21 protein-coding genes and 1 tRNA gene are annotated in these 24544 nt (G+C 61.4%); 4 read left to right on the top strand and 18 right to left on the bottom strand.

Annotated elements, in window-relative coordinates:
* Positions 1-30 precede the first annotated feature (30 nt).
* The 3 genes from HU751_RS18110 (at position 31) to HU751_RS18100 (ending at position 4282) form a co-directional block, all read left to right on the top strand.
* Positions 31-1473 (top strand): alanine/glycine:cation symporter family protein, encoded by a 1443-nt coding sequence (locus tag HU751_RS18110; protein WP_050703570.1) that lies wholly within the window; start codon positions 31-33, stop codon positions 1471-1473.
* Between the two features lie 75 nt (positions 1474-1548).
* Entirely contained in the window at positions 1549-2538 is a 990-nt protein-coding gene (locus HU751_RS18105) for an asparaginase (RefSeq protein ID WP_186734248.1), read from the top strand.
* A gap of 380 nt (positions 2539-2918) precedes the next feature.
* Positions 2919-4282, top strand: a protein-coding gene (locus tag HU751_RS18100) for an IS3 family transposase (protein ID WP_437181031.1) whose coding sequence is annotated in 2 segments (ribosomal slippage) — positions 2919-3431 and positions 3434-4282 — 1362 coding nt in all. Because the reading frame shifts where the segments join, the coding sequence is not laid out codon by codon here.
* Between the two features lie 601 nt (positions 4283-4883).
* Here HU751_RS18100 and HU751_RS18095 read toward each other — a convergent pair.
* The 16 genes from HU751_RS18095 to HU751_RS18020 form a co-directional block, all read right to left on the bottom strand.
* Positions 4884-4979 (bottom strand) — tRNA-Sec (locus HU751_RS18095).
* Between the two features lie 6 nt (positions 4980-4985).
* Positions 4986-6908 (bottom strand): selenocysteine-specific translation elongation factor, encoded by a 1923-nt coding sequence (selB, locus tag HU751_RS18090; RefSeq protein WP_186734635.1) that lies wholly within the window; start codon positions 6906-6908, stop codon positions 4986-4988.
* Positions 6905-8332, bottom strand: coding sequence for an L-seryl-tRNA(Sec) selenium transferase (gene selA / locus HU751_RS18085; RefSeq protein ID WP_186734621.1), 1428 nt, complete (start codon positions 8330-8332; stop codon positions 6905-6907). Before selA ends, selB begins: the two co-directional genes overlap by 4 nt.
* A 135-nt stretch (positions 8333-8467) precedes the next feature.
* On the bottom strand, positions 8468-9388 hold the full coding sequence (fdhE, locus tag HU751_RS18080) for a formate dehydrogenase accessory protein FdhE (RefSeq protein ID WP_186734622.1): 921 nt from the start codon (positions 9386-9388) through the stop codon (positions 8468-8470).
* 4 nt (positions 9389-9392) lie between these two features.
* On the bottom strand, positions 9393-10049 hold the full coding sequence (locus tag HU751_RS18075) for a formate dehydrogenase subunit gamma (protein WP_050703565.1): 657 nt from the start codon (positions 10047-10049) through the stop codon (positions 9393-9395).
* A complete protein-coding gene (gene fdxH / locus HU751_RS18070; protein WP_186734623.1) occupies positions 10046-10996 on the bottom strand; it encodes a formate dehydrogenase subunit beta in 951 nt (316 codons plus the stop codon). Before fdxH ends, HU751_RS18075 begins: the two co-directional genes overlap by 4 nt.
* Positions 10996-14064 (bottom strand): formate dehydrogenase-N subunit alpha, encoded by a 3069-nt coding sequence (gene fdnG / locus HU751_RS18065; protein WP_186734624.1) that lies wholly within the window; start codon positions 14062-14064, stop codon positions 10996-10998. The genes fdxH and fdnG overlap by 1 nt, the downstream gene beginning before the upstream one ends.
* A 129-nt stretch (positions 14065-14193) precedes the next feature.
* The gene (locus HU751_RS18060) at positions 14194-14382 is read right to left on the bottom strand and encodes a rubredoxin (RefSeq protein ID WP_186596824.1); all 189 of its coding nucleotides are present in this window, start codon (positions 14380-14382) and stop codon (positions 14194-14196) included.
* Between the two features lie 51 nt (positions 14383-14433).
* Complete coding sequence (locus HU751_RS18055; RefSeq protein ID WP_186734625.1) at positions 14434-15372, bottom strand: LysR family transcriptional regulator; 939 nt, start codon at positions 15370-15372, stop codon at positions 14434-14436.
* 103 nt (positions 15373-15475) lie between these two features.
* Complete coding sequence (locus HU751_RS18050; RefSeq protein ID WP_186734626.1) at positions 15476-16345, bottom strand: DMT family transporter; 870 nt, start codon at positions 16343-16345, stop codon at positions 15476-15478.
* A gap of 66 nt (positions 16346-16411) precedes the next feature.
* Complete coding sequence (locus HU751_RS18045; RefSeq protein WP_186734627.1) at positions 16412-17659, bottom strand: cation:proton antiporter; 1248 nt, start codon at positions 17657-17659, stop codon at positions 16412-16414.
* Between the two features lie 57 nt (positions 17660-17716).
* A complete protein-coding gene (locus HU751_RS18040) occupies positions 17717-18952 on the bottom strand; it encodes an ATP-grasp domain-containing protein (RefSeq protein WP_186734628.1) in 1236 nt (411 codons plus the stop codon).
* On the bottom strand, positions 18949-19824 hold the full coding sequence (locus HU751_RS18035; RefSeq protein ID WP_186600606.1) for an iron-containing redox enzyme family protein: 876 nt from the start codon (positions 19822-19824) through the stop codon (positions 18949-18951). The genes HU751_RS18040 and HU751_RS18035 overlap by 4 nt, the downstream gene beginning before the upstream one ends.
* A 10-nt stretch (positions 19825-19834) precedes the next feature.
* Entirely contained in the window at positions 19835-20281 is a 447-nt protein-coding gene (locus tag HU751_RS18030) for a DUF3291 domain-containing protein (RefSeq protein WP_186734629.1), read from the bottom strand.
* Positions 20278-20736: a VOC family protein gene (locus HU751_RS18025; RefSeq protein WP_186734630.1), complete on the bottom strand. Its 459-nt coding sequence runs from the start codon at positions 20734-20736 to the stop codon at positions 20278-20280. The genes HU751_RS18030 and HU751_RS18025 overlap by 4 nt, the downstream gene beginning before the upstream one ends.
* Positions 20737-20753: 17 nt before the next feature.
* Positions 20754-21503, bottom strand: a complete 750-nt coding sequence (locus HU751_RS18020) for a HalD/BesD family halogenase (RefSeq protein WP_186734631.1) — start codon at positions 21501-21503, stop codon at positions 20754-20756.
* Positions 21504-21924: 421 nt separating this feature from the next.
* Here HU751_RS18020 and HU751_RS18015 point away from each other — a divergent pair, with 421 nt between their 5' ends.
* The gene (locus HU751_RS18015) at positions 21925-22419 is read left to right on the top strand and encodes a GlcG/HbpS family heme-binding protein (RefSeq protein ID WP_225933330.1); all 495 of its coding nucleotides are present in this window, start codon (positions 21925-21927) and stop codon (positions 22417-22419) included.
* 126 nt (positions 22420-22545) lie between these two features.
* Here HU751_RS18015 and HU751_RS18010 read toward each other — a convergent pair whose 3' ends face one another.
* Complete coding sequence (locus HU751_RS18010) at positions 22546-23091, bottom strand: single-stranded DNA-binding protein (protein WP_028690243.1); 546 nt, start codon at positions 23089-23091, stop codon at positions 22546-22548.
* A 9-nt stretch (positions 23092-23100) separates the two neighbouring features.
* Positions 23101-24495: an MFS transporter gene (locus HU751_RS18005; protein ID WP_186734632.1), complete on the bottom strand. Its 1395-nt coding sequence runs from the start codon at positions 24493-24495 to the stop codon at positions 23101-23103.
* Between the last annotated feature and the right edge of the window lie 49 nt (positions 24496-24544).

Below are 24544 nucleotides of genomic sequence, written 5' to 3'. Positions count from 1 at the left end.
GCGAAGAATAAGAATCGAGGTCATTTTCCAATGCTCGAAGCACTCAACGATTTCCTTTCGGGGAAGCTTCTCATCGTGCTGATTGTCGGTCTCGGCAGTTACTTCACGATCCGCTCTCGGTTCGTCCAGTTCCGCCATTTCGGCCACATGTTCGGTGTCTTCAAGGAATCCCTTCGCGGCCAGGCAGGCCAACTGAGCTCGTTCCAGGCCCTGATGCTGAGCCTGGCCGGTCGCGTCGGCGCCGGTAACATCGCCGGTGTCGGTATCGCCGTGACCCTTGGCGGTCCGGGCGCCGTGTTCTGGATGTGGGTTACCGCACTGGTGGGCATGTCCAGCAGCTTCTTCGAATGCACCCTGGCCCAGGTCTACAAGCGCGCCGATGGCGATGGCCTGTACCGCGGCGGCCCGGCGTACTACATCCAGCACGGTCTGAAGCTGAAAAGCATGGCGATCGTGTTCTCGATCCTGCTGCTGGTCACCTACGGCTTCGCCTTCATCGGCCTGCAGTCGTACACCGTGACCCACTCGCTGCAGAACGCCTTTGCCTTCGATCCGAAACACACCGGTATCGTCCTGGCAGCCCTGCTGGCCCTGACCTTCATCGGCGGCATCAAGCGCATCGCCGCGGTGTCCGACCTGCTGGTACCGGTCAAGACCCTGGCCTACATCGGCGTGACCCTGTACGTGATCGGCACCCAGATCGAACACGTCCCGGCCATGCTGGAAACCATCTTCAAGAGCGCCTTCGGCCTCGACCCTGCGTTCGCTGGCCTGCTGGGCAGCGCCATCGTCATGGGCGTGAAGCGTGGCGTGTTCGCCAACGAAGCAGGCCTGGGCAGCGCGCCGAACGTCGCCGCCGTGGCCGCCGTGAAACACCCTGGCGCCCAGGGCGTGGTCCAGGCGTTCAGCGTGTTCCTCGACACCTTCGTGATCTGCACCTGCACCGCGCTGCTGATCCTGCTGTCGGGCTTCTACACCCCGGGCTTCGAAGGTGACGGCATCGTCCTGACCCAGAACTCGCTGGCCGCCGTGGTCGGTGACTGGGGCCGCGTGTTCGTCAGCGTCGCGCTGTCGCTGTTCGTCTTCACCTGCATTCTCTACAACTACTACCTGGGCGAGAACAGCCTGCAGTTCCTCAGCCGCAACCGCGCCGTGCTGATGACCTTCCGCGGCCTGGTGCTGGCGCTGGTGGTGTGGGGTTCGACGCAGGACCTGTCGACCGTGTTCGCCTTCGCCGACATCACCATGACCTGCCTGGCCTTCGTCAACCTGATCGCCCTGGCCATGCTGTTCAAAGTCGGCCTGCGCGTAATGCGCGACTACGACGCTCAGCGCAAGGCCGGCATCAAGCAGCCGGTGTTCGACTCCAGCAAGTTCACCGACCTGGACCTGGACCGTGCCGCCTGGCCGGCCAATCCGCAGGCTGAAACAGCCACTGACAAAGCTGCCGTTCAGGCGCACGCTCAGCGCTGATATTCTCCCCTGCCCCAGCCGCCCCGTTCGTGGGCGGCTGCCTCTTCCTTCGCTACATCGCTACGGAAAATTCCCATGCGTGCAGTCAAGAATCTTCTCGTCCTTTACACCGGTGGCACCATCGGCATGCTGCAGACCGCCGAAGGCCTCGCGCCGGCCGGTGGCTTCGAAGCGCGCATGCGTGACCACTTCGCCAACTGCGGCGATGCGCCGAAGGTGCACTGGTCGCTGCTTGAGCTGAACCCGCTGATCGACAGCGCCAACATGCAACAGACCAACTGGCTGGCGATGCGCGACGCCATCGTCGAGGCGGTCGAGCGTGACGGCCACGACGGCGTGCTGGTGCTGCATGGCACCGATACCCTGGCCTACAGCGCTGCGGCCCTGTCGTTCCTGCTGCTGGGTTTGCCGGCGCCGGTGCTGTTGACCGGCTCGATGCTGCCGGCCGGCGCGCCGGACAGCGATGCCTGGGCCAACCTTGTCGGCGCCCTGAACCTGTTCGAAAGCGGCCTGGAAGACGGCGTGCAGTTGTACTTCCATGGCCAGTTGCTGCACGGCTGCCGCGCTTCGAAGCTGCGCAGCGAGGCGTTCGACGCCTTTACCGTGTTGCCCCGTCATCGTGAGGGCGAACGCGCGCCCGAGCTACCAACCCGCCTGGACTACCGCCAGCCGCGCCAGCCGGTCAAGCTGGCGGTCATGCCGGTGTTCCCGGGCCTGGCCGCCGGGCACCTGCGTGGTCTGTTCGACAGCGGTATCCAGGGGCTGGTGCTGGAGTGCTACGGCAGTGGTACCGGGCCGTCCGACGACCAGGCGCTGCTCGATGTGTTGCATGACGCCCGCCAGGGTGGCGTGATGATCGTCGCCATCAGCCAGTGCCCGGAAGGTTCGGTGGTGTTCGACACCTATGCCGCTGGCAGCCGGCTGCGTGACACCGGGCTGGTCAGTGGCGGTGGCATGACCCGCGAGGCCGCGCTGGGCAAGCTGTTTGCGCTGCTGGGCGCGGGGCTGGATGTGCAGGCGGCGGAGCATTGGTTCGCGCTGGACCTTTGTGGTGAGCGCGCTTAAGCGCATTGATCTTCCGAACGCCATACGGGCTGGCTTTGGCTTTTGCTTTGGCGATCAGAAGATTAACCCCATAGCCAACTAGCGACAGCTGCGTCAGCCCAGGCGCCGCCCGTACCTTCGCGACTTCAGGAGGCCGAACGCAGGCCTTGCGGAGGGAGGTGACGGGCATGGATGCCCGTCAAGCGCTGGGGCCCAGGATGGGCCCTGCAGCGCGGTCCTCCCGGGAGCAAGGCCGGAGTGAGGGGACCCGGAGCGAAGCGCAGGGCCGGATGAATGGAGCGCAGCGTTTTTTGGTTACTTTTTGTCGCGTTTGACAAAAAGTGACTCGCCGTTGAACTGACCCCCGAAAGTTGGACACCTTATCCCTTGGAGGGTGTTCCATGACGAAATACAACCTGGCGCTCAAGCAGGCACTCATCGAAGAGTGCCTTTCTGCCCGCAGTGTTCATGAAGTGGCACTGAAGCATGAGCTGAGCCCTTCGCTGCTGCGCCGCTGGGTAAAGGGCTATGAGAAACACGGCGCAGCCGGTTTGATTCCCAAGTACAGTCACTACGATGCTCAGTTCAAATTAAAGGTTTTGCAATGCATCGAGCAAGACGGGCTGTCTGCTCAGCAAGCATGCGTAAGGTTTGATATCCGTGGGCCGAGCAGCATCAGGCAATGGAAAAGGCTGTACGATGAAGGCGGAATAGAAGCCCTTCATCCGAACCGTGCCCGAGAGTTAAACATGCCCCGCAAGCCATCAAAGCAATCCAGCGCAGGACCTTCTGCACCTTCGGATCGTGAGCTCACGCCTGAGCAAATGCTCGAAGAGCTGGAATATCTGCGCGCGGAGAATGCCTATCTAAAAAAGCTCGATGCCTTGATCCAAGCGGACCCACGCACTGCGCAGGCAAGAAAACGCAAGCTGTCCAAGGATTAAGGCGTGAGCATCGACTCGCTCTGCTGTTGCGCGCTGCAGGCCTGGCACGCAGTACCTTTTACTACCAAAGCAAAGTGTTGCAGACCGACAGGCATGCTGCCCTCAAGGAACGCATCGACAGGGTCTATCACCAGCATAAGGGGCGGTATGGCTACCGCCGTATCACTGCGGTTCTTGGGCACAATGCCGAGGTGATCAATCACAAGAAGGTGCAGCGGCTGATGCAGTTGATGGGCCTCAAATCGCTAGTCAAAGTGAAGAAATATCGCTCGTATCGAGGCTCCGAGGGGCTTGTTGCATCTGATTTGCTCAAGCGTGAATTCAAGGCGCAGGCCCCTAATCAAAAATGGGTAACCGACGTGACAGAGTTCAAGGTAAAGGGCCAGAAGCTATTTCTTTCGCCGGTGATGGACCTGTACAACGGCGAGATCCTCGCTTATCAGATCAACCGACGCCCTGAGTTCAGGATGGTTTCGACAATGCTGGAGCAAGCTTTCGAGCGGCTGAATCAAGATGACAAACCAATATTGCACTCCGATCAAGGCTGGCAGTATCAGCAGCCAGCTTACCGGCACATGTTGGCCGGGAAGAATATCGAGCAGAGCATGTCGCGAAAGGGAAACTGCCTGGACAACGCCGCGATGGAAAGCTTTTTTGGCACGCTCAAGAGCGAGTTCTTTTATCTGGAATCGTTTGAGAGTGTTGAACAACTGGCATCAGGGCTAGAGGATTACATCGCTTACTACAACCAAGAACGCATCAGTCTCAGACTAAATGGCTTGAGTCCGGTACAATTTCGGACCCAAGCGCTGAACCCATAGCGTACCCTGTCCAACTTTCGGGGGTCAGTTCACGTAAGGGCGAAAAGGTGACTATGCGTCAGTATAGTAAATGAATGCGCTTACACCTGTAAAAACCCACGCCGATCGCATTTGACTTTGACTTTTTAAATAGTCTGTTTTGAATTCTATATACACATTCATTTGCGATGGTGACGCATAGTCACCTTTCCGCCCTTACGGCGGCTCACTTTTTGAAGGATCAAAAAGTAAGCAAAAAATCCTCGCTCCATTCATCCGGCCCCTACGCTTCGCTCCGGGGTTCCCTCGCTCCGTTCTTGCTCCCGGGAGGACCGCGCTGAACGCCCCATCCTGGGGCGCAGCGCTTGACGGGCATCCATGCCCGTCACCTCCCTTCGCAAGAACTCCGCTCGGCCTCCTGAAGTCGCAATTGGCGTTGCCTGAACTACCGCGCACTTAGAAGCAAGAGCAAGATCAAGATCAAGATCAAGATCAAGATCAAGATCAAGAGATACGAATTGATTCCAAGGTCGACAGATATACTAATGTGCTTAAAATGGGACAAGAAAGATATCCCACTACATGCAAGTTATCGTAACCCACAAGATTTAAACGAAGAAATTGGCGGAAGGCAGCGGGAGTCGAACCTGCCCGGGAACGGCTGCCGTCCCCAACCGGGTTTGAAGCCCGGCCGCGCCACCGGGCGCGATTGCCTTCCTTGAAATCAGGGCCCGTGTTGCGACTGGGCCAGGGCGCTGTCGACGCGAATATGCCGTTGGTCACCGACCCGCCGGGTCAGGCCAACGCGGTCGAAGTACTCGAGTATCTGCACACTGCGCTTGCGACCGATGCCCAACATATCGCGAAACGCCGCAACCTGCACTATCGGCGATGCCTCGGCCTGCTGCAACAACAGCTCTGCCATGCGCCTTAGCGTCACCTCCGGGTAGAACAGGTCACGCACCACCTGGTGCAACAGGCCCAGGCGGGCGAGCTTGCGCAGCAGCAGGCGCACCTCGGCCTCCTCGCAGCGCTCCTCGGCAGCCAGCGTACGCACCCAGGGCGGATCGAACTCACCCGCCAGCAAGCGCGGAAGCAAGCGCTCCCACAGCGCGGTATCGGCTTCGCTCAACTGAACCTTGTGCCCAGGCAGATGCAGCCACGGACCACTGCTGCTGATCCCCCCTTCACCCAGCAACTCATCCAGCAGGCTGACAAACGCCGGACGCTCCAGCGGCATCGCGGTAAAACGGCGCAGGCGGTCGCGGTCCGGGCCGAGCTGGTCGGGCTCCTGCTCGTGGAACTGCGCCAGCCTCGCCAGCACCTGCTGCTTGAGTGAATGCCACTGCTGGCGTGAGAACAGCAACTGGCCCTGGCGGGTGGCAATTACCTGTACATCCTCCGGCAACTGCCAGGTCTCGCGCAGACGGTTGAACTGGCGCTCGAGCCGCTGCGGGTCGAGCCCGCCCGGTGCCGTCTCGAGCAACGCTGGCAAGGCCTGCTCCAGTTCAGTGGCATCACGCAGTACCTGCAGCTGGCGCAGGCGCGCCTCGCTGCGTCGCTGTCGGCTCGGCGCAAAGGGATCGAGCACGCGGCCACCGCCGAGTGTGCGCTGGGCGCGCTGGTCGCGCAGTACCAGGCGATCGCCATGCACCGCCTGCAACGGCGCGTTGAGCAGCAACTGGGCGAACGTGCGCTGGCCGGCGCCGAGCCGTTCACCCTCCAACAACGCAACACGGGCCGTGACATCCTGGGTCCCCAGGTGCACATGCACCGCGCTGAAATGCTCGAACGTCCGGGTCTCACCCGGCAGCAAGGTGAAATCGATATCGACCCGCACGCTCGGTGCATGCAGCCATTGCGGCACCAGCCAGTCGCCCCGGTGCACCTGCTCTGCCGCCAGCCGTTCGGCGCTGATGTTCAACGCGACCCGCTGCCCGGCCTCGGCCACCAGCGCCGCCTGGTTCTGCGCATGCAGGCCACGCACCCGCACCGGCTTGCCGGCCTTGCCCAGCAACAGCGTGTCACCGGCGCTGACCTGCCCGGCCAGAGCCGTCCCGGTGACCACCACGCCCGCCCCGGACACCGCGAAGGCGCGGTCCACGGCCAGGCGGAATCCGCCCCGCACACTGCGTCGACGCACCTGGGCCTCGGCGGCCAGCAACGCTTCGCGCAAAGCGTCGACCCCCTCGCCGCTCAGGCTCGACACCGGGAACTGCGCTACCCCGGCATATGGCCCGGGCGCCAGCAACGCCGTGACCTGCGCCTGGACTTCGGCCAGCCGCTGCGGCTCGACCCGATCGCACTTGCTGATGACCACCAGCGCCTGGGGAATGCCCAGCAACTCGATGATCGACAGATGCTCGCGGGTCTGTGGCATCACCCCGTCGTCGGCGGCGACCACCAGCAGCACCAGATCGATGCCATGGGCGCCAGCAAGCATGTTGTGGATAAAACGCTCATGGCCGGGCACATCGATGAACCCGGTTAGCGGCGCACCTTCGGCCAGCGCCGCGTAGCGGTAGCCGAGGTCGATGGTCATGCCCCGGGCACGCTCTTCCTGGCGCGTATCGCCGGCCTGGCCGGTCAGGGCCTGGAGCAGCGCGGTCTTGCCGTGGTCGATGTGGCCGGCGGTACCGACGATCACTGCACCGGCCCCAACTGCAACGCCGGCAATTGCGCCAGCCACTGGGCCTCATCGTCCAGCTGGCGCAGGTCGAGCCACAGGGCATCGTCGTCGATGCGGCCCAGTACTGGCACCGGTAGGTCGCGCAGCGCCCGCTCCAGCACATGCAGGCTGCGCCCACGCAGTTTCTTCGATACCAGCGGACGCAGGCACAAGGCCGCGCTGGGCAGGCGCGCCACGGGCTGGCTGCCGCTACCGATCATGCCCAGGGCCGGTTCGACGCTGACCGTCCATTGCGTACCCAGCCTAGCGGCCAGTTCAGGCGCCAGGCGCTCAGCCTGGGCAGCAATCTCGGGCTGGGGCCTGGTGAGCAGGCGCAGACTCGGCAGGCGCTCGGCCAGACGGTCCGGATTACGGTACACCGCCAACACGGCTTCGAGTGCCGCAAGGGTGATCTTGTCCACCCGCAGCGCACGCTTGAGCGGGTTCTTCTTGATCTTCGCGATCAGATCCTTGCGCCCGACGATGATCCCCGCCTGTGGCCCGCCGAGCAGTTTGTCGCCACTGAAGGTGACGATGTCGGCGCCATCAGCCAGCGCCTGGCGCACGGTCGGCTCGGCCGGCAGGCCCCAACGGGTCAGGTCGAGCAGGCTGCCGCTACCCAGGTCTTCAAGCAGCGGCAACGCATGTGCATGGGCGATGCGCGCCAGTTCCGCGGTGGGCACCTGGGTAGTGAAACCCTGGATGCTGTAGTTGCTGCAGTGCACACGCATCAGCAGGCCCGTGCGCGGGTTGATCGCGCCTTCGTAGTCGCGGGCGTGGGTGCGGTTGGTGGTACCGATCTCGTGCAGCTTCACCCCCGCACGGGCCATGATGTCGGGTATGCGGAAGGCGCCGCCGATCTCGATCAGCTCGCCCCGGGAGATGATCCCCTCCTTGCGCGCGCCCAGGCTGTTGAGCGCCAGCAACACGGCGGCGGCGTTGTTGTTGACCACGGTGACGGCCTCGGCGCCGGTCAGTTCGCGGATCAGGCCTTCGATCAGGTCGTCGCGGTCGCCACGCTTGCCGGTGTTGAGGTCGAACTCCAGGTTCAGCGGGTAGCGGGCGGCGGTCTGCATGGCCTCGACCGCTTCCTCGGGCAGCAAAGCCCGGCCGAGGTTGGTGTGCAGCACCGTGCCGGTGAGGTTGAACACCCGGCGCACCTGGCTGCGCTGCTGGATGGCCAGGCGTTCGCCGGCTCGGCCCAGGAGGACTTCGGCGGTCAGTTCGGTGGCACTCAGTTGGCCTGCACGAGCTGGCTCGCGCAGGTCGTCGAGCAACTGGCGCAAAGTTGCCAACACCGCATCGCGGCCATGGCGGTCGATCAAGGGCGCGCAGACCAGGTGGCGCAGCAGGGTATCGATGGAGGGCAAGCGTGGGGGGTCGTTGGCGAGGCTAGAAGACATGCGGTACTACCTATGACTGATCCGTTGTCTGGTCGGGTGCAATCGCGGGGCAAGCCCGCTCCCACGCCGATCGCATCCATTGCGTGGGAGCGGGCTTGCCCCGCGATCCGGTTCAACTCGATTGCAGTGTAGACACTACCCCGGCGCCAACAGCAGGTTAGGCGCCAGCCGATGGAAACCCTCCTCGTCCAGGCGCATGTCCAGCGCCAGGCTCGCCAGGTCATCGGCCAACGGCTCGGCCGCGGCGTCGTTCTCCAGGTAGCACTGCTTGAGGTAGCTCTCGCACCCCGGGCAGCACTCGGCACGCAACGGCGCCTTGCCCGGTGCGTGGCGGTCATCCTCGAGGTTGCTGTAGCGCAAGTCCTTGCTCGACTCGCAGTACACGCACTTGACCCGCACCACATGCCATTCGCAGGCACACAGCGAGCAGGCCAGGTAGCGCAGGCCATTGTGCTTGCCACGATTGCGTACCACCCCGGCCATCGCCGGCGAGCCGCAAGCCGGGCACTGGGCCAGGCTGCCAGCGGGCTTGAGCTCAGGCGCAGGCAAGGCCAAAAGCCAGCTGGACCAGGCAGCCTGTAACGCGGCGCCGATAAAGGGCACCAGCGCCGCCGGCACTGCGTCGTACTGGCCGCCGAGCAGGGCAATGCCCCAGCCTTTGCGTTGAGCCTCATCGCTGCCGTGCAATGTCGCCAGCGCGTCCGTCAACGGCCCATCAGGTTCCGCCGAAAAATGATCGAGCAACGCCTGCAGCCAGACCAGCCATGGCCCTTCTCGCACCAGGCTGTCGGCCGCCAGCGGCGGCAGTCCATGACTTATGCACAGGCGCTGTCGCTCTTCGGCCACTGGCAGGCCGGCCGGTGGGTTATCCACAAGCTGCTGCTGAATCCGGCACAGCCGGGCCATCAACCGCAGGTAATCGCCCAGGGCATTGCCCTCGGCCAGCTGCTCAAGCCGAGCGGCGCGCACCTCGAAGAGGTTGGCGGCGGGCAGATGCAGAAACGGCGGCATCACCGCCGACGCTTCAATCTGCCCCGGTTCGAGAATCGTGCTCAAACGGTCATCCTTCTTTTCCACCGTGGTTGTTCGGCGTCTTGTCGCCGGTCACTTCCCGGTACCACAGTTCATGGTGCTTGCGCGCCCAGGCACGGCTGACCCAGCCATGCAGCATGGCGCCGATCGAGCCCTTGATCCAGATCCCGGCATAGATGTGCACGATGATGCTGAGGATCAGCACGAACGCCGCCAGGGCATGCAGCAGCGCCGACAGGCGAATGACGTCGATGCCGAACCAATGGCTGAAGTACGCGCGCCAGATCACCACGCCGCTGACCAGCAGCACCAGCATGCATGCCAGCAAGGTCCAGAACAGCAGCTTCTGCCCGGCGTTGTACTTGCCGATCGGCGGCACGCCCTCTTCCTTGTTGAGCATCACCCGGTCGATGCGGCGCAGCCACAGGCGGTCGTTGGCGGTGATGAAGTTGGCGCGCCAGAAACGCAGCACCAGCCCGAGGAAGAACACGAACATGCCCACGCCGATGAACGGGTGGAGGATCCGCGTCCACGGCCCGCCGCCGAACAGGTGGCTGAGCCAGAACAGCGCCGGGTGGAACAGCGCCAGCCCCGAGAGGCCGGCGAGCACGAACAGGATCGCCACGACCCAGTGGTTGCTCCGCTCGTTGGCGTTGTAGCGCAGGATAGGCTTGTTGTCGTTCATGGCCGCTGCTCCCCCTGCCCGCCCGGGCGGTTCGGATCATAGACATGCACCGCCGGGTCCACCGGGTGGACCGTGTTATCCACAGGCGCCGGGTGTTCGTCCTCCTCGACTCGCTGCGGGCCCACGCGCACATAGTGGAAGAACCCGGCCAGCACCGCCGCGCCCATGGCCAGCAGCGCCAGCGGCTTGCTGAAGCCTTTCCACAGCCCCACCAGCGGGCTGATCACCGGTTGGTCCGGCAGGCCGGCGTAGATCCGAGGCGTGTCGGCGTGGTGCAGCACATACATCACATGGGTGCCGCCGACGCCATCCGGATCGTACAGCCCGGCGTTCTCGTATCCCCGCGACTTCAGGTCGACGATGCGCTCGTCGGCATGCACCTTCATCTCCTCCTTGCTGCCGAAGACGATCGCCCCGGTCGGGCAGGTCTTCACGCAGGCCGGCTCCAGGCCCACGGTCACGCGGTCGGAACACAGGGTGCACTTGTACGCCTTGTGATCTTTCTGCGAGATGCGCGGGATATTGAACGGGCAGCCGGTGATGCAGTAGCCGCAACCGATGCAGTGGTCCTGGTTGAAGTCGACGATACCGTTGGCGTGCTTGATGATCGCCCCCGGGCTCGGGCAAGCCTTCAGGCAACCGGGTTCGGCACAGTGCATGCAGCCGTCCTTGCGGATCAGCCACTCCAGGTTGCCGTCGTCGCGCTCGTGCTCGGTGAAGCGCATCAGGGTCCAGGTCTCGGCGCTGAGGTCCTGGGGGTTGTCGTAGGTGCCGTGGTTGTGGCCGACCTCGTCACGCAGTTCGTTCCACTCCGAGCACGCCACCTGGCAGGCCTTGCAGCCGATGCACTTGGTGGTGTCGATCAGCTTGGCGACTTCCTGCTGCTGGCGTACCGAGGGCGGTACGGTGGTGGTGGCCGAGCGGGCGATGATGTCTTGGCTGGCCATCAGAGTTTCTCCACTTTGACGAGGAACGACTTGGACTCCGGCGTCTGCGTGTTGCCATCACCGAGGAACGGCACCAGGGTGTTGGTCAGGAAGCCGTGCCGCGTGCTGCCGGTGAAGCCCCAGTGCAACGGGATGCCGATCTGGTGCACGGTCTGGTTGTTGACCTGCAGCGGACGGATCCGCTTGGTCACCACCGCCACCGCGTCGATATAGCCGCGCTTGCTCGACACCCGCACCCGATCTCCGGCCTTGATGCCTTTCTCGTTGGCCAGCACCTCGCCGATTTCGACGAACTGCTCGGGCTGGGCGATGGCGTTGAGCCGGCAATGCTTGCTCCAGAAGTGGAAGTGCTCGGTCAGCCGGTAGGTGGTCGCCGCATGGGGGAACTCGTCGTGAGTGCCGAGGGTGTCCCACACCGAATCGAAGATCCGTCCGGCCGGGTTGCTGGTGGCCTTCTTGTTCTGCGGATGCAGCGGGTTGATGCCGATCGGCGTCTCGAACGGCTCGTAGTGCTCGGGGAACGGCCCCTCGGCCATCTTGTCGATGGCGAAGAACCGCGCCACACCCTCGGGGTTCATGATGAACGGGTTCATCCCCGCTTCCGGTGGCGAATCGACCTTGAAGTCCGGCACGTCGGTGCCGGTCCAGGCCTTGCCGTTCCACCACACCAGGCGTTTCTTCTCCGGGTCCCACGGCTTCCCTTGCGGGTCGCTGGAGGCACGGTTGTAGAGGATCCGCCGGTTGGCCGGCCAAGCCCAGGCCCAGTTCTGCACCTGGTGCATGCCGTACGGGTCGCTGTTGTCGCGCCGGGCCATCTGGTTGCCCTGCTCGGTCCAGCAGCCGGCGAAGATCCAGCAGCCCGACGCGGTGCTGCCGTCGTCCTTCATCTGGGCGAAACCGGCCAGTTGCTGGCCGGCCTTGAGCGTGGCACCGGTGGCGTCGGTGAGGTCGCTGACCGCCCAGCCGTTCATCTCCTTGGCCAGCTCTTCGGGCGAAGGCTCTTCCGGGACCTTGTACGGCCAGCTGAGGTTGAGCAGCGGGTCGGGGTAGGCGCCGCCTTCGGCCTGATAACGCTTGCGCAGGCGCAGGAACAGCTCGCTCATGATGTGCACGTCGGTGCGGGTCTCGCCCGGGCCGTCGGCGCCCTTCCAGTGCCACTGCAGCCAGCGACTGCTGTTGACCAGCGAGCCGTCTTCCTCGGCGAAGCAGGTGGTGGGCAGGCGGATCACCTCGGTCTGGATGTTGGCGGTGTCGACGTCGTTGAACGGGCCGGCGTTGCGCCAGAACTCGGAAGTCTCGGTGGCCAGCGGGTCCATGATCACCAGCCACTTGAGCTTGGCCAGGGCCGCGGTGACGCGGTTCTTGTCCGGCAGCGCGGCGATCGGGTTGAAGCCCTGGCACATGTAGCCGTTGACCTTGCCCTGGCCCATCATCTCGAACATGCGCAGCACGTCGTAGGCCGGCACGTCGAGCTTGGGCAGCCAGTCGTAGCCCCAGTTGTTGCCGGCGGTGGCGTTGGCGCCGTACCAGGCCTTCATCAGGCTGACGTGGAACTTGCCGTAGTTCTGCCAGTACGACAGCTGCCCCGGCCGCAGCGGCTTGGAGGCGCGCTTGTCGATGTAGGCGGCGTAGTCCTGTTCGGCATCACCGGCCAGGGTGAGGTAGCCCGGCAGCGAGTTCGACAGCAGCCCCAGGTCGGTCAGGCCCTGGATGTTGGAGTGACCGCGCAGGGCGTTGACCCCGCCACCCGGCATGCCGACGTTGCCCAGCAGCAACTGCACCATGGCCGCGCTGCGGATGATCTGCGCGCCGATGGAGTGCTGGGTCCAGCCCAGGGCGTAGAGGATCGTCATGGTCTTGCCCGGCACCGAGCAGGTGGCGATCTCTTCCCAGATCTTCATCATCTGGTCCTGGGGCATGCCGCAGGTCATGCTCGCCAATTCCGGCGTGTAGCGGCTGTAATGCTGCTTCATCAGCTGGTAGACACAACGCGGGTGCTGCAGGGTCGGATCGACCTTGGCGAAACCGTCCTCGCCCAGCTCGTAGCCCCAGCCGGACTTGTCGGCGTACACGCGCTTGGCCGCGTCGTAGCCGCTGAACAGCCCGTCCTCGAAGCCATAGTTCTCTTTGACGATAAACGACACGTCGGTGTAGTTGCGCACGTACTCGTGCTGGATCTTGTCGTTGCTCAGCAGGTAGTTGATCAGCCCGCCCATGAAGGCGATGTCGCTGCCGGTGCGGATCGGCGCGTAGTAATCGGCCACCGAGGCGGTACGGGTGAACCGCGGGTCGACCACGATCAGCCGCGCCTTGTTGTGCGCCTTGGCTTCGGTCACCCACTTGAAGCCGCACGGGTGCGCTTCAGCAGCGTTGCCGCCCATCACCAGGACCAGGTTTGCGTTGGCGATATCGGACCAGTGATTGGTCATCGCGCCACGGCCATACGTCGGGGCAAGACTTGCCACCGTCGGGCCGTGTCAGACACGCGCCTGGTTATCGAACCCCAGCATGCCCAGCGAACGGATCACCTTGTGCGTCATGTAGCCCGCTTCGCTGGAAGCGGCGGACGCGGCGAGGAAGCCGGTGGTGAGCCAGCGGTTGACCGTCTGGCCCTGGGCGTTCTTCTCGATGAAATTGGCGTCGCGGTCCTGTTTCATCAGGTCGGCGACGCGGTCGAGGGCTTCGTCCCATTCGATGCGGGTCCACTCGTTGCTGCCCGGCTTGCGCACCTCGGGGTACTTGAGGCGGCTGGGGCTGTGGATAAAGTCCAGCAGGCCGGCGCCTTTCGGGCACAGGGTACCGCGGTTGACCGGATGGTCCGCGTCGCCCTCAATGTGGATGATGTTCTGTTTGACGTTCTTGCCCGCGTCACCCTGGCTGTACATGATCAGGCCGCAGCCGACCGAGCAATAAGGGCAGGTGTTACGGGTTTCTTTAGTGTGCGCCAGCTTGAAGTGGCGCACCTGCTCGGCGAACGCGGGTGTCGGGGCCATGCCCAACGCCGCGAGGCTCGAGCCTCCAAGGCCGACGGCGGCGACCTTGAAGAATTGCCGACGGTTGAGATCCATCGTGCACTCCTGATCAGGTTCTCGGGCGCACGGGACTTGGCCGGCGCCTCAGGGACTTCACGGTGGCGGTGGACAGAGACCGCCAACTGTTAAGCCTAGTCAAGAATCCGGGAAGTGCGATGACCCAGATCATGCATCGAGCGATTCGACACGAGGTACAAACGCTTCCTTGCCCAGCCCGCAGTCAGGGCAAAGCCAGTCATGTGGAATATCTTCGAATGCAGTCCCCGGCGCGATGCCATGCTCCGGATCACCTACCGTCGGGTCATAGGTGTACCAACAGGTCTCGCAATAGTACTCGGCAACCTGCGTAGCCATCGTATGCTCCTTTTTCCCATGGTCCGGTGCCGCACGAGGCCAGCCATTGCATCAGGTCATCTGTCCTGACCGGCGCAACGCACTCACCAGGTAGTCGACCATCACCTTGACCTTCTGCGACACATGCCGGCCGGGCTGATAGAGCACCCAGGCCATCCCTTGCATCGCCCCCGCGTATCTCCACCCGGGCAACAACTCCACCAGGGCATTGGCGGAAATTGCTTCAGCCGCCAGCCCGGCCGGCAGGCAGGAAATCCCCAGGCCCGAGATCGTGGCATTGAGGACCGCCTCCGGACTGTCCGCGAAGTAGCGCCCCGAAACACCGACCTCGCACATTCCATGCGTTGAAATGAACTTCCAGTTCTGGATTTCGGTGGCCGCGGAAAAAGGGATACAACTGTGTTCCGCCAACACCGAGGGATGCTCAGGTCGCCCAAACTTTTCCAGGTAACTCTCGGCGGCACAGACAATGAAATCGACGGGGAACAACTTACGCGCCACCAAACCCAGGGGAGGACTGTCCGTTATCTGGATTCCAATATCGATACCCTCGGCAATAAAGTCCGGTGCTCCCTCATTGGAAATGAGCTGTACATTGACGCCGGGGTAGCGGTACAAAAACTCCGGAACCAGCTGGTTACACGCCGCGTACAGCGAACGTGGCACCGCAATGCGAATAAGCCCTTGCGGTGCTTCGAGGAAGCGGTCCTTGAGGCGAAACACATTGGCCGAAGACTCCAGCAACTCTTTGCAGTGTGAGTAGATCTGGGCGCCTTCGGCATTCACTCTCAATTGCCGGGTGCTGCGCTCAAGCAAACGCAATGACAAGGCATTTTCAAGCTTTGACACTTGTTTGCTGACCGCCGAGGCAGTCAACCCCAGCCTGACCGATGCATCTACAAAGCTTCCGGTCTCGACGACCACTGCAAAAGCCGCCATGCAAGGCAACATATCAACATGACTTTTCGGAAGGCAGCCTCGATATTCCATTATTATGACCACTCATATCTACAGGCCAATAAACGAAAGCCTCCGCCCATGACCCAAGGACCCAAAAAGATTCACCGCAAACGTTTGCAACTTTGCGACAACATCATCCATAAAGATGCAAAAGCACAGCCCCCAACAACACCAGACACACACCGCCTACTTGAACAACCGACAACCGCTCGCGATAAAAGAAGTATCCGAGGATGGCCGCGATACCACCCGACAAGGTACTGATGACAGTAACGACCGAAACCGAACCGTTGAGCGCCCCCCAGGAAAAAGCCGAGAACCCTCCCAGGTTGAACAGGCTTGCGCCACACAGTGAACCCAATGTCTTCAAGCGGATCGTGGCATGATCGCGCAGCAGCCTGAAGGCTTCCGGAATCAAGAAGGCCACCCCGACGGCATAACCCAGCGCCAGCATGTTCACCGGCCCCAGCGCCGGCAAGGCGAACTTGCCTTGAATCCAGAAGCTGACGCCGTACAGCATGGCCGCCAGCAACGCATACCCTATGGATACAGTGCCCTTTGCCTTGCGCTCGAAATCGCCGCCATGGTCACTGCGACTGGCCAGTAGTACACCGAAGAAGCAGACGAAGATACCGCTCACCTGCCAGGCTGACAGTGTGTCCCCGCCGAGCCAGGCCAGCAGCGTTGTAAAAACGCCATAGGAGGTGACCAACGGTGCCACGACAGCGGTCTTGCCAACCGCAAACGCTTTTGAAAGCGCCAACGCCCCGATCACGGTACATAGTGAAGCCACAATACCCAGTACCACCGCGCGTCCGGGAGCCGACAGGAACTTCTCCCACTGGCTGGCCGAAATGACAATAATGATTGTCATTAACAAAAGCCCCAGCAGTTGCCCGAAAAAGACCGCCCGCTTGACCCCTACCGCTCGTGCGTTCACACCGACCAGAAAATCCGTAGCCCCCCAGAACGCAGCGGCCAGCAACCCCATGAATACGTCCACAGCAATGTTCCTTATTTTTGGCTGATCCCTTTAATCTCCAGACAGTAATCGGGATGAACTCAAAAATCAAACACCTGTATGAGGTGAGACGCTGTAGCCAGCATCACTCTTACGGGCCCAGCGATTTAACAATGAAATTAACGGATTAGTTAAAGCCGTTGAAACAAGTGCAAGTATCAAAAGAACACTATAGGAACTTTCAGACAACACTCCCATCTGCAGTCCTACACCAAGTACTACTAATTCCACGAGTCCCTTGGTATTCATCAGCACACCGAGTTCCAATGAAACCTTTGGTGTCAGCCCCGACAGCCTGGCCCCGATATAAGAGCCCAGAACCTTGCCGACAATCCCCCCCACCAGGAACAACAGCAACCACAACCACAGAGTGGGATCGCTGAAAGCCCCGAGCGAAACCTGGATACCGGAACAGGCAAAGAAGATTGGTGTGAGAAACAGATGGCCGAACCTGCCGACCCAGCGGCGCCAGGCCTGCTCCATCGAGAACAGGTCGTGAAAGACATAGGCCGCCAAGACTGCACCGATTGCCTCATGGAACCCAAGCATCGCGGTCACTTGCGCCGAAAAAAGGCAGTAGAGCAAGGCAAGTGCCACCCGCGACCGCTCGCCCAGGATGGTGTAACCGGCCCGGTTTCTCAGCCAGGGTCGGACCAGCAGGAACGTCAGCGCGGCATAAACCGACAATCCGACGACCCTGAGTAGGCTATCGACCACGCCGGTGGTGCCACTGAACTGTAGCGTCAGCACCAACGCAAGTGCAAACCATGCAAACACATCGGTGTAGACCGCCGCCGACAGGGCCAATTGTCCGGCTCGCCCATCGATACCCGCATGCTCCTGGATAATCCGCACCAACACCGGCAGGGCTGTCACGGACAAGGCAACCCCACAGAAGATCACGTAAGGCCAATAGGGTTGCATCGGTGCAAGCGATGTCTTGGACCAGGCTCCGACGATGCAACCCAGGGAAAACGACAGCACGATCCCCAGGGTAGCGATCAAGGCGGGCACTCGCTGCCCTTCTCCCTTGGACCCGATGCCAGCGGCGTGCCATGGCACCTCGACCATCAGGATAATCAGCCCCAGTTCGCTCAACGACCTGACGACATGCATCGACTCAGGCGCGAACAACTGAGTCGAGGCCTGCGGAAACCAGGCACCAAGCACTGTGGGCCCCAGCAGGATACCTGCGGTGATCTCCCCGATCACCCGGCTCTGGCCAATCATTGTCGCAAGCTGTCCACAGATCGCACAGGCGAGCAATATCAAACACACCAGCATTATCCAATTCATGGGCTCTCCCTTACCCGAATTCCTGCCGACGGGTGCCCATGAGCGGGCACCCACCGCTTACGCGAGCACCAGCCTCAGGCGCTCATGGACGATCTCGGCATGCCTGCGCAGAACTGCGGGATCCTGGTGGATGAGGTAGACGAACCCCCAGGTCGACAGGAAATCCCGTGTCGCCTCGATCACCTCGCCCTCGCTGACAAGAAAACCAAGCTCATGGAACGACTCGAGTCCCTCGACTTGCGCCACGCCTTCGATCCCCGTGACCGTGCCGCCCGCTTCGCAGATCAGGCAGCAAATACAGAAGTGCTTGTCGTAGTGCGGAACAGGTAGCACCTGCGGTGCATTGCCAAGGTAGATATCGATGTTCAGGTCATAGCAATTGAGCCCCGTGCACAGCTCGATCAGGGTGGGTACGTTCGCCCCCGGCAACCGGCCATTCTGCTCGATGATGAAATGTCCATCGGCGTTGATCTTGAACTCGATGTCGTTGATGCCGATGTCGGCCTCGATGGCCGAGTTGACCCGGGAGATATAGGCAAACGCCTGACGAGCCTTGTCACCTACGGGCGAAATGGATCGAATGTTGCGATAGACGCTGGGGTGGTCGCCGACGCGGATCTTTTCGTACTCGGCGAAACAGAGAATCTGCCGGCCTCGCGCCGCCCCGAGGTTCGCCGTGACGATAAAGAACTCAGGGCCTTCCACATAAGCTTCCACCAGCGCATGCTTTTCCTCCTGGGCACAGGGCTCTTCATTGCTCTCGATGGCGGCCAGCGCCTTGTACATATCGCTTCTGGACTGGCAGATCTTCACATGCCTCGCCCCCGTGCCTTGGCTGGGCTTGACCACGACGGGGAAAGCAATGCCAGGGTCATGTCCCTGGGCGAGCTCGTCCATGGACAATCGAAAGGCCGGCATGGAAGGAACGCCCTCATCCTTCAGCCGATTCTTCATTTCCAACTTGTTCATCCGGGCCAGGTGCGTTGCCACCGGATTTCCCGCCACGCCAAGATGGGCCGCCAACCGATCGGTGATGCGCAATGCCGAGTCAGAACCGGGAATGACCGCCAGCACCGTCCTGCCTGCCAGTTTCACCTTGGCTTGCTCCAGCCCCTCGGCGTGCAGCACCTCATCGAAACCATCCACCCCATGCAGCTTCTGCAACCGCCCGGGGAAGCGCTCCCGGGTCACCAGCGCCAGCGCGTGGTAGCCCTTGCGACGAATGTCCTCACCGTATCGCCGCCCGGAACTGATCGGATCGATGACCACTACCGTTTGCGCTCGTGTGTTCATTGCAAACTCCGCATGGCCTGATACATGTAGTGGTAATAGCGCAGCGCGACGTTGTAGCGGATCATCACGCCCAACGAGAGCTCTCGCACCACATCCTCGCCACCAGCCGCGTAATGTTGCAGGACCGTGTCGTACCAGGCGGCGCTATGCCGTGTATCGATGCTGATATGGGCCTTGTGGTAGGCAATCACGTCCCTGGGCAGGCCCAGACGCTCCATGGCCGCCGTTGTCGCGCCGAAGCGTACCGGCGCCGAACCCTCCACCAGCCCCATGGCGCCGATCAGGCGCATGTTGTACTCGCGTCGCACTGCCCACATCAGCAGGATGTTGCCATTCATCAGGCACTCGAGCGGGGGAACCTCCACACTGATGCCGGCCTCGCCCAGCAGATCGCGCATGTAGCTGGAGGACGTGCGGAACATCGTGGTATGCACGGCAGCGAAATCACCATTGCCCATTTCATCCCAGTAGTTCTCGCCTGCGACCATCTTGCAGTGGATCGGCATGCCCAATTGCGCAACCGCCATCAGGTCATCGAACGAGCCATCGACCATTTCCTCCATGCAGATGTAGTAGGCCACCTGCTCGACAGTGGCATGGTGCCGCATGAAGTCCACGAAGAAGCGGATATCTTCGTTTATCTTCTTCTCGCACATCAGGTACCAGGGCAGGAAGGCCTCCCGGGTGCTCGGTAACTCACGCAGGTCAACCAGGCGCTCCTCGGCCGTATTCCATTGATCCTCCAGACACTCCACCAGGTTGCGGGACAGCCTGACCGACTTCTGCGCATTGACGAGCTGTGCCGGATCCCCCAGAAAACAACGGTAATAGTCGGCGAGTTGCTGTTGCGTATCACGTGCCAATTGAGTCATCTGTCCCTCCTCAATACAGGACGGTTGGGAGTTCACTGGAGCGCAGGTCGAACGCGTCATGTGACGGTCCGACGTCATAGAGCCGTGTGAGCCGGGTGTGCGCCTCGTGCAGATCCGGGATATGGCCTTCAGGCACCCACCACAGCACCACTCGAGGCCGCGAGATGGGTTCGAACCATTCCGATCCGCGTTTCATGAATGTTTTGTGCGGGGTGTTGTAGAGAAAGTCCTTGAGTGATTGGACGTCTCGCCAAAGCGAAAGCGTATAGAGGTAGCCTTCGCCCCATAGCCGGTCGAGCAACGGTTGGTTCTCCTGGGTTTCACGCCAGATAAAACCCGGATGCTGCTCTGCCAGCCCATTGACGTAGTCGGTCGATGCATAGAACCCTTCCATCCGGGTGTCACCCTTGGGAAATCTGGGCTTCACCAGGTCGAACTGAGCAAGTCTGCGTTTCATGCGGCCTCCCATCCTTGGACCTCGATAATGTTCCGGTCAGGGTCTCGTACATACACAAACGTACAGACACCTACCCCCTCGACAGGCTGGCGCGCCAACTTTCCGAGCAGCCAGCCACCGGAACGAATGACCTTGTCGCAAACTTCGTCCAGGTCGGATACTTCGAATGCGATGTGCGTGAACCCACGCGAATTGGCAAACTTCTCCGACTCTTCACGAACCCGACTATATTGAAAAATCTCCAGCGTCGGACCGCCCTCTGGATAACCGGGCAATTGAAGATGAACACCTTCTATTTCCGGATCGAGCAGGCCGGTTCCGTCTGCTACTGATTGACCTGAAAGCCGGCGGACAGGGCCGACTGGAACGCAGCCAAATACATCTATGTAGAACTTGGCAATTTTCTTCCAGTCGGTGGCGATCAGGTTAGTATGTGAATACTTGACCTTGGCCATGCGTAATGCCCCGGGGATCAATCACGGAAAACGAACGTTTCATGTTCGACTTGTCGATCCTTGTCCCTTGCCCGCTCCCAGGTCGTATTCAGAATGATCCGGGTGACATCCTGGGTCAGGGGCTTGACCCGATGCAGTGTGGTATCCGCCTTGAGCAGATAGACATCGCCGGTCATGTGGAAGTAGGAGTCGATCTTGTTTTCGACCAACAGGTTTTCGACGCGCGGGTTCTGCTTGTCCCAGTGGGTATGCGGTACGCACTCCAGCAGCCCACCGGCCTCAAGCGCAGGCGCCTCGACGATCCAGATGATCGTGTAGGGGTAGTCGCCCCAGTGCCAGCCATGGGTGTCACCGGACTTATGCTGGCTATTGATGATAAAGTTGTCCCACTTCCACGGTGTGGGAATGATTTCTTCCTTGACGATGTGAGAAATAAGGCTCATGAGGTAGCGTGAATTATACGCCAGCGGAATATAACGCCCGTTAACCTCGATACTCTCCTGCGGTACATTGCTCAAGTAGCGCGGGGTATTGCCCGTCGACTCGATGAGAAAATCACGACGCTTTGAAAAGTTGGCAAGCAGATACCTTACATCCTCCGAAATACGATCACGCACACCGGGGTCGATCAAGTGATTTATCTTAAGATAACCATCCCTGGCAAACCGGTGTTGTTCCCAGAAAAAGTCTCGTCCTGCAAAAGGATCTGAATCCAGAATATCCTGGCTTTGTTCCATGCGTACTTGAACGGCAGCACCATCCGTCATGTGAATGCTCCTTGCGGGTTAGCGTGATGAGTTACTTGCTGACACATTCAAATCCTACCCACTCCAGCAGCATGGATATACCCTACGCACAGACTTTCATTCGTTCCACAAACACGGTAATTCACAGGACATTAGCCGAGCTACTTTATTAGTATAACTAATAAGATCGAACAGTCTTGCTCATGTGATTTATTCGTTTGAATAGGCTAATGGCAAGAAAAAAACCGTGGATGCATGGGAAACCTTGAGACGAAAAGCTCCGCCACACCTGGACGCTGAAGCCAACGAAGGCGCCTGAAAGCAACCCTGCATCGTTAAATTGCCTGGTCCCACATCACAAACGGAAATGGACTACATCCCGACATATCCAGTGCCTGTTAGGTTGGCGCGCCACACATGGATGAGGCTCACAGGAATGGACATGAAATATCTCTTGGGCAATCTCTTGATCGGCATCTCGGTGCTTGTTCAACCGATGGTGGTGGCAACCGCCAATAGTGATCACAACCCACCCGCCGCTCACCCGCAGATCACCGCCGAGCGGGCGCGGGCGATGGCCTATGCCGCCGAGCGGGCCGCCCGTGCCCAAGGCTTCGCCATCGTCATCAGCATCGTCGACAACCACGGCAACCTGAAATACTTCCAGCGCATGGATGGCACCAGCAGCGGCAGCATCCAGGTTGCGCAGCTCAAGGCCGAGACATCCGCCCGTTTCCCGCTGTCGTCCCGCTCGCTCGGTGAGCGCAGCGCCGCGTCGCCCGCCAACCCCTATGCCTCGCTACCCGGCTTCACCCTACTGGAAGGCGGGCTGCCGATCATGGATATGGACGGCAAACACATCGGCGGCATCGGCATCAGCGGAGCGACACCGGAACTGGACGCCCAGTTTGCCAGGGCGGCACTCGAAGAAGGCTGAACCTGAACGGTGCCTATATCGGAGCGCCGATCTTCCACACAAAAAGAAACCCGCTTCAGGCATGAAGCGGGTTTCTTGTTTCAGCTCCGTTTTCGCGGGAGGCGCCCATGACGCCTCTTGGAAGTATCAGAACGGAATATCGTCGTCGAAGCTGTCGAAGTCAGCGGCTGGCTGCGGAGCCGGCTGTTGCGGCGCCGGGCGCTGTGGCGCCTGCTGCGGACGCGGAGCCTGCTGACGAGGAGCCTGGTTGTACTGCTGCTGGCCACCTTGGTTGTAGTTGTTACCACCACCCTGGTTGTATTGGTCACCACCACCCTGCTGACCCTGCGGACGACCGCCAAGCAACTGCATGGTGCCGTTGATGTCGACGATGATCTCGGTGGTGTAGCGCTTGATGCCGTCCTTTTCCCACTCGCGGGTCTGCAGCTTGCCTTCGATGTAGCACTGCGAACCCTTGCGCAGGTATTCGCCGGCAATCTCGGCGACCTTGCCGAACAGCGACACACGGTGCCACTCGGTACGCTCGACCTTCTGACCCGACTGCTTGTCGGTCCACTGCTCGCTGGTGGCCAGGCTCAGGTTGGTCACGGCGTTACCGTTGGGCAGGTAGCGGACTTCGGGATCCTGACCGCAGGTACCGACCAGAATGACTTTGTTAACCCCACGGGCCATAACGTTCTCCTAGGCTTCGCACGCCGCAGAGGCTGGGTTCACCAGACGCTCGAGGGTCGCACGGTCCAAAATTTTCGTATCCAGTTTGATATAGATGGCGGCTTCTTCTGCCACCACCACGGCGTCGGTCACACCCGGCACGGCCATCAGGCGCTCGGTCAGCCCGGCTTCCCGGACCGCTTCCGGCGTCAGCGGCATGCGCAGGCTGGTCACGTACGGTGGCTCGTTCATGCGCAACGCAGTGAGCAACCACAGGACGCACAATACGGCGCATCCGAGGAACACCATGCTCAAGCCACCGTGCTGGAACAACCAGCCACCGAGGATGCCTCCCAACGCGGCGCCGAGGAACTGGCTGGTGGAGTAAACCCCCATCGCCGTCCCCTTGCCACCGGCGGGCGACACCTTGCTGACCAGCGAAGGCAAGGATGCCTCCAGCAGGTTGAATGCAGTAAAGAATACCACGGTGCCGACCACCAGTCCGCGCAAGTTGTCAGCCCACTGCCAGAAGAACACCTCCACCAGCAGCAGGACACTGACCGCGCCGAGCAACACGCGTTTCATCTTGCGCTTCTTTTCCCCGTAGATGATGAAGGGGATCATTGCAAAAAATGAAACCAGCAACGCGGTCAGGTACACCCACCAGTGCTGTTCCTTGGGCAGCCCGCCGCGCTCGACGAAGGCCAGGGGCAGCGCCACGAAGCTGGCCATCAGGATCGCGTGCAGCACGAAGATGCTGATATCCAGGCGCAGAAGGTCCGGATTGCGCAGGGTCGGACCGAGGGCCTGACGGGCGACACCGGACTCGCGGTGGGTCAACACGCTGTGCGAGTTGGGCACCACGAAGGCGATCAGGCCGATGCCGACCAGGGCAAGTCCTGCGGTGGCAAGGAACAATCCTGACAAGCCAAAGGCGCGGGTCAACAGCGGGCCGACCACCATCGCCACGGCGAACGACAGGCCGATGCTCATGCCGATCATGGCCATGGCCTTGGTCCGGTGCTGCTCGCGGGTCAAATCGGACAGCAACGCCATCACCGCCGCGGAAATCGCCCCCGCGCCCTGCAGGATGCGCCCGGCGATCACGCCCCAGATAGAATCGGCCTGGGCCGCCAGCACGCTGCCCAGGGCGAAGATGATCAACCCCACGTAGATCACCGGACGGCGGCCGATGCGATCGGAAATCACCCCGAACGGAATCTGCAGCACGGCCTGGGTCAGGCCGTAGGCACCGATGGCCAGACCGATCAGCGCAGGCGTGGCACCGGCCAGGTCCATGCCGTAGGTGGCCAGCACCGGCAGTACCATGAACATGCCCAGCATACGAAAGGCGAAGACCAGGGCCAGGCCGCTGGCGGCGCGGGTTTCGCTGCCACTCATGCGCTCGTTGTGGGTGTCGTGCATGGATTAACCTCGTGTGAACCGGCGGCGATTCTATCAGTCCGACGCCTTG

It is taken from the genome of Pseudomonas peradeniyensis, assembly GCF_014268935.2.
Taxonomy (GTDB): Bacteria; Pseudomonadota; Gammaproteobacteria; order Pseudomonadales; family Pseudomonadaceae; genus Aquipseudomonas; species Aquipseudomonas peradeniyensis.
This window is presented reverse-complemented; position numbering and strand designations above follow the sequence as displayed.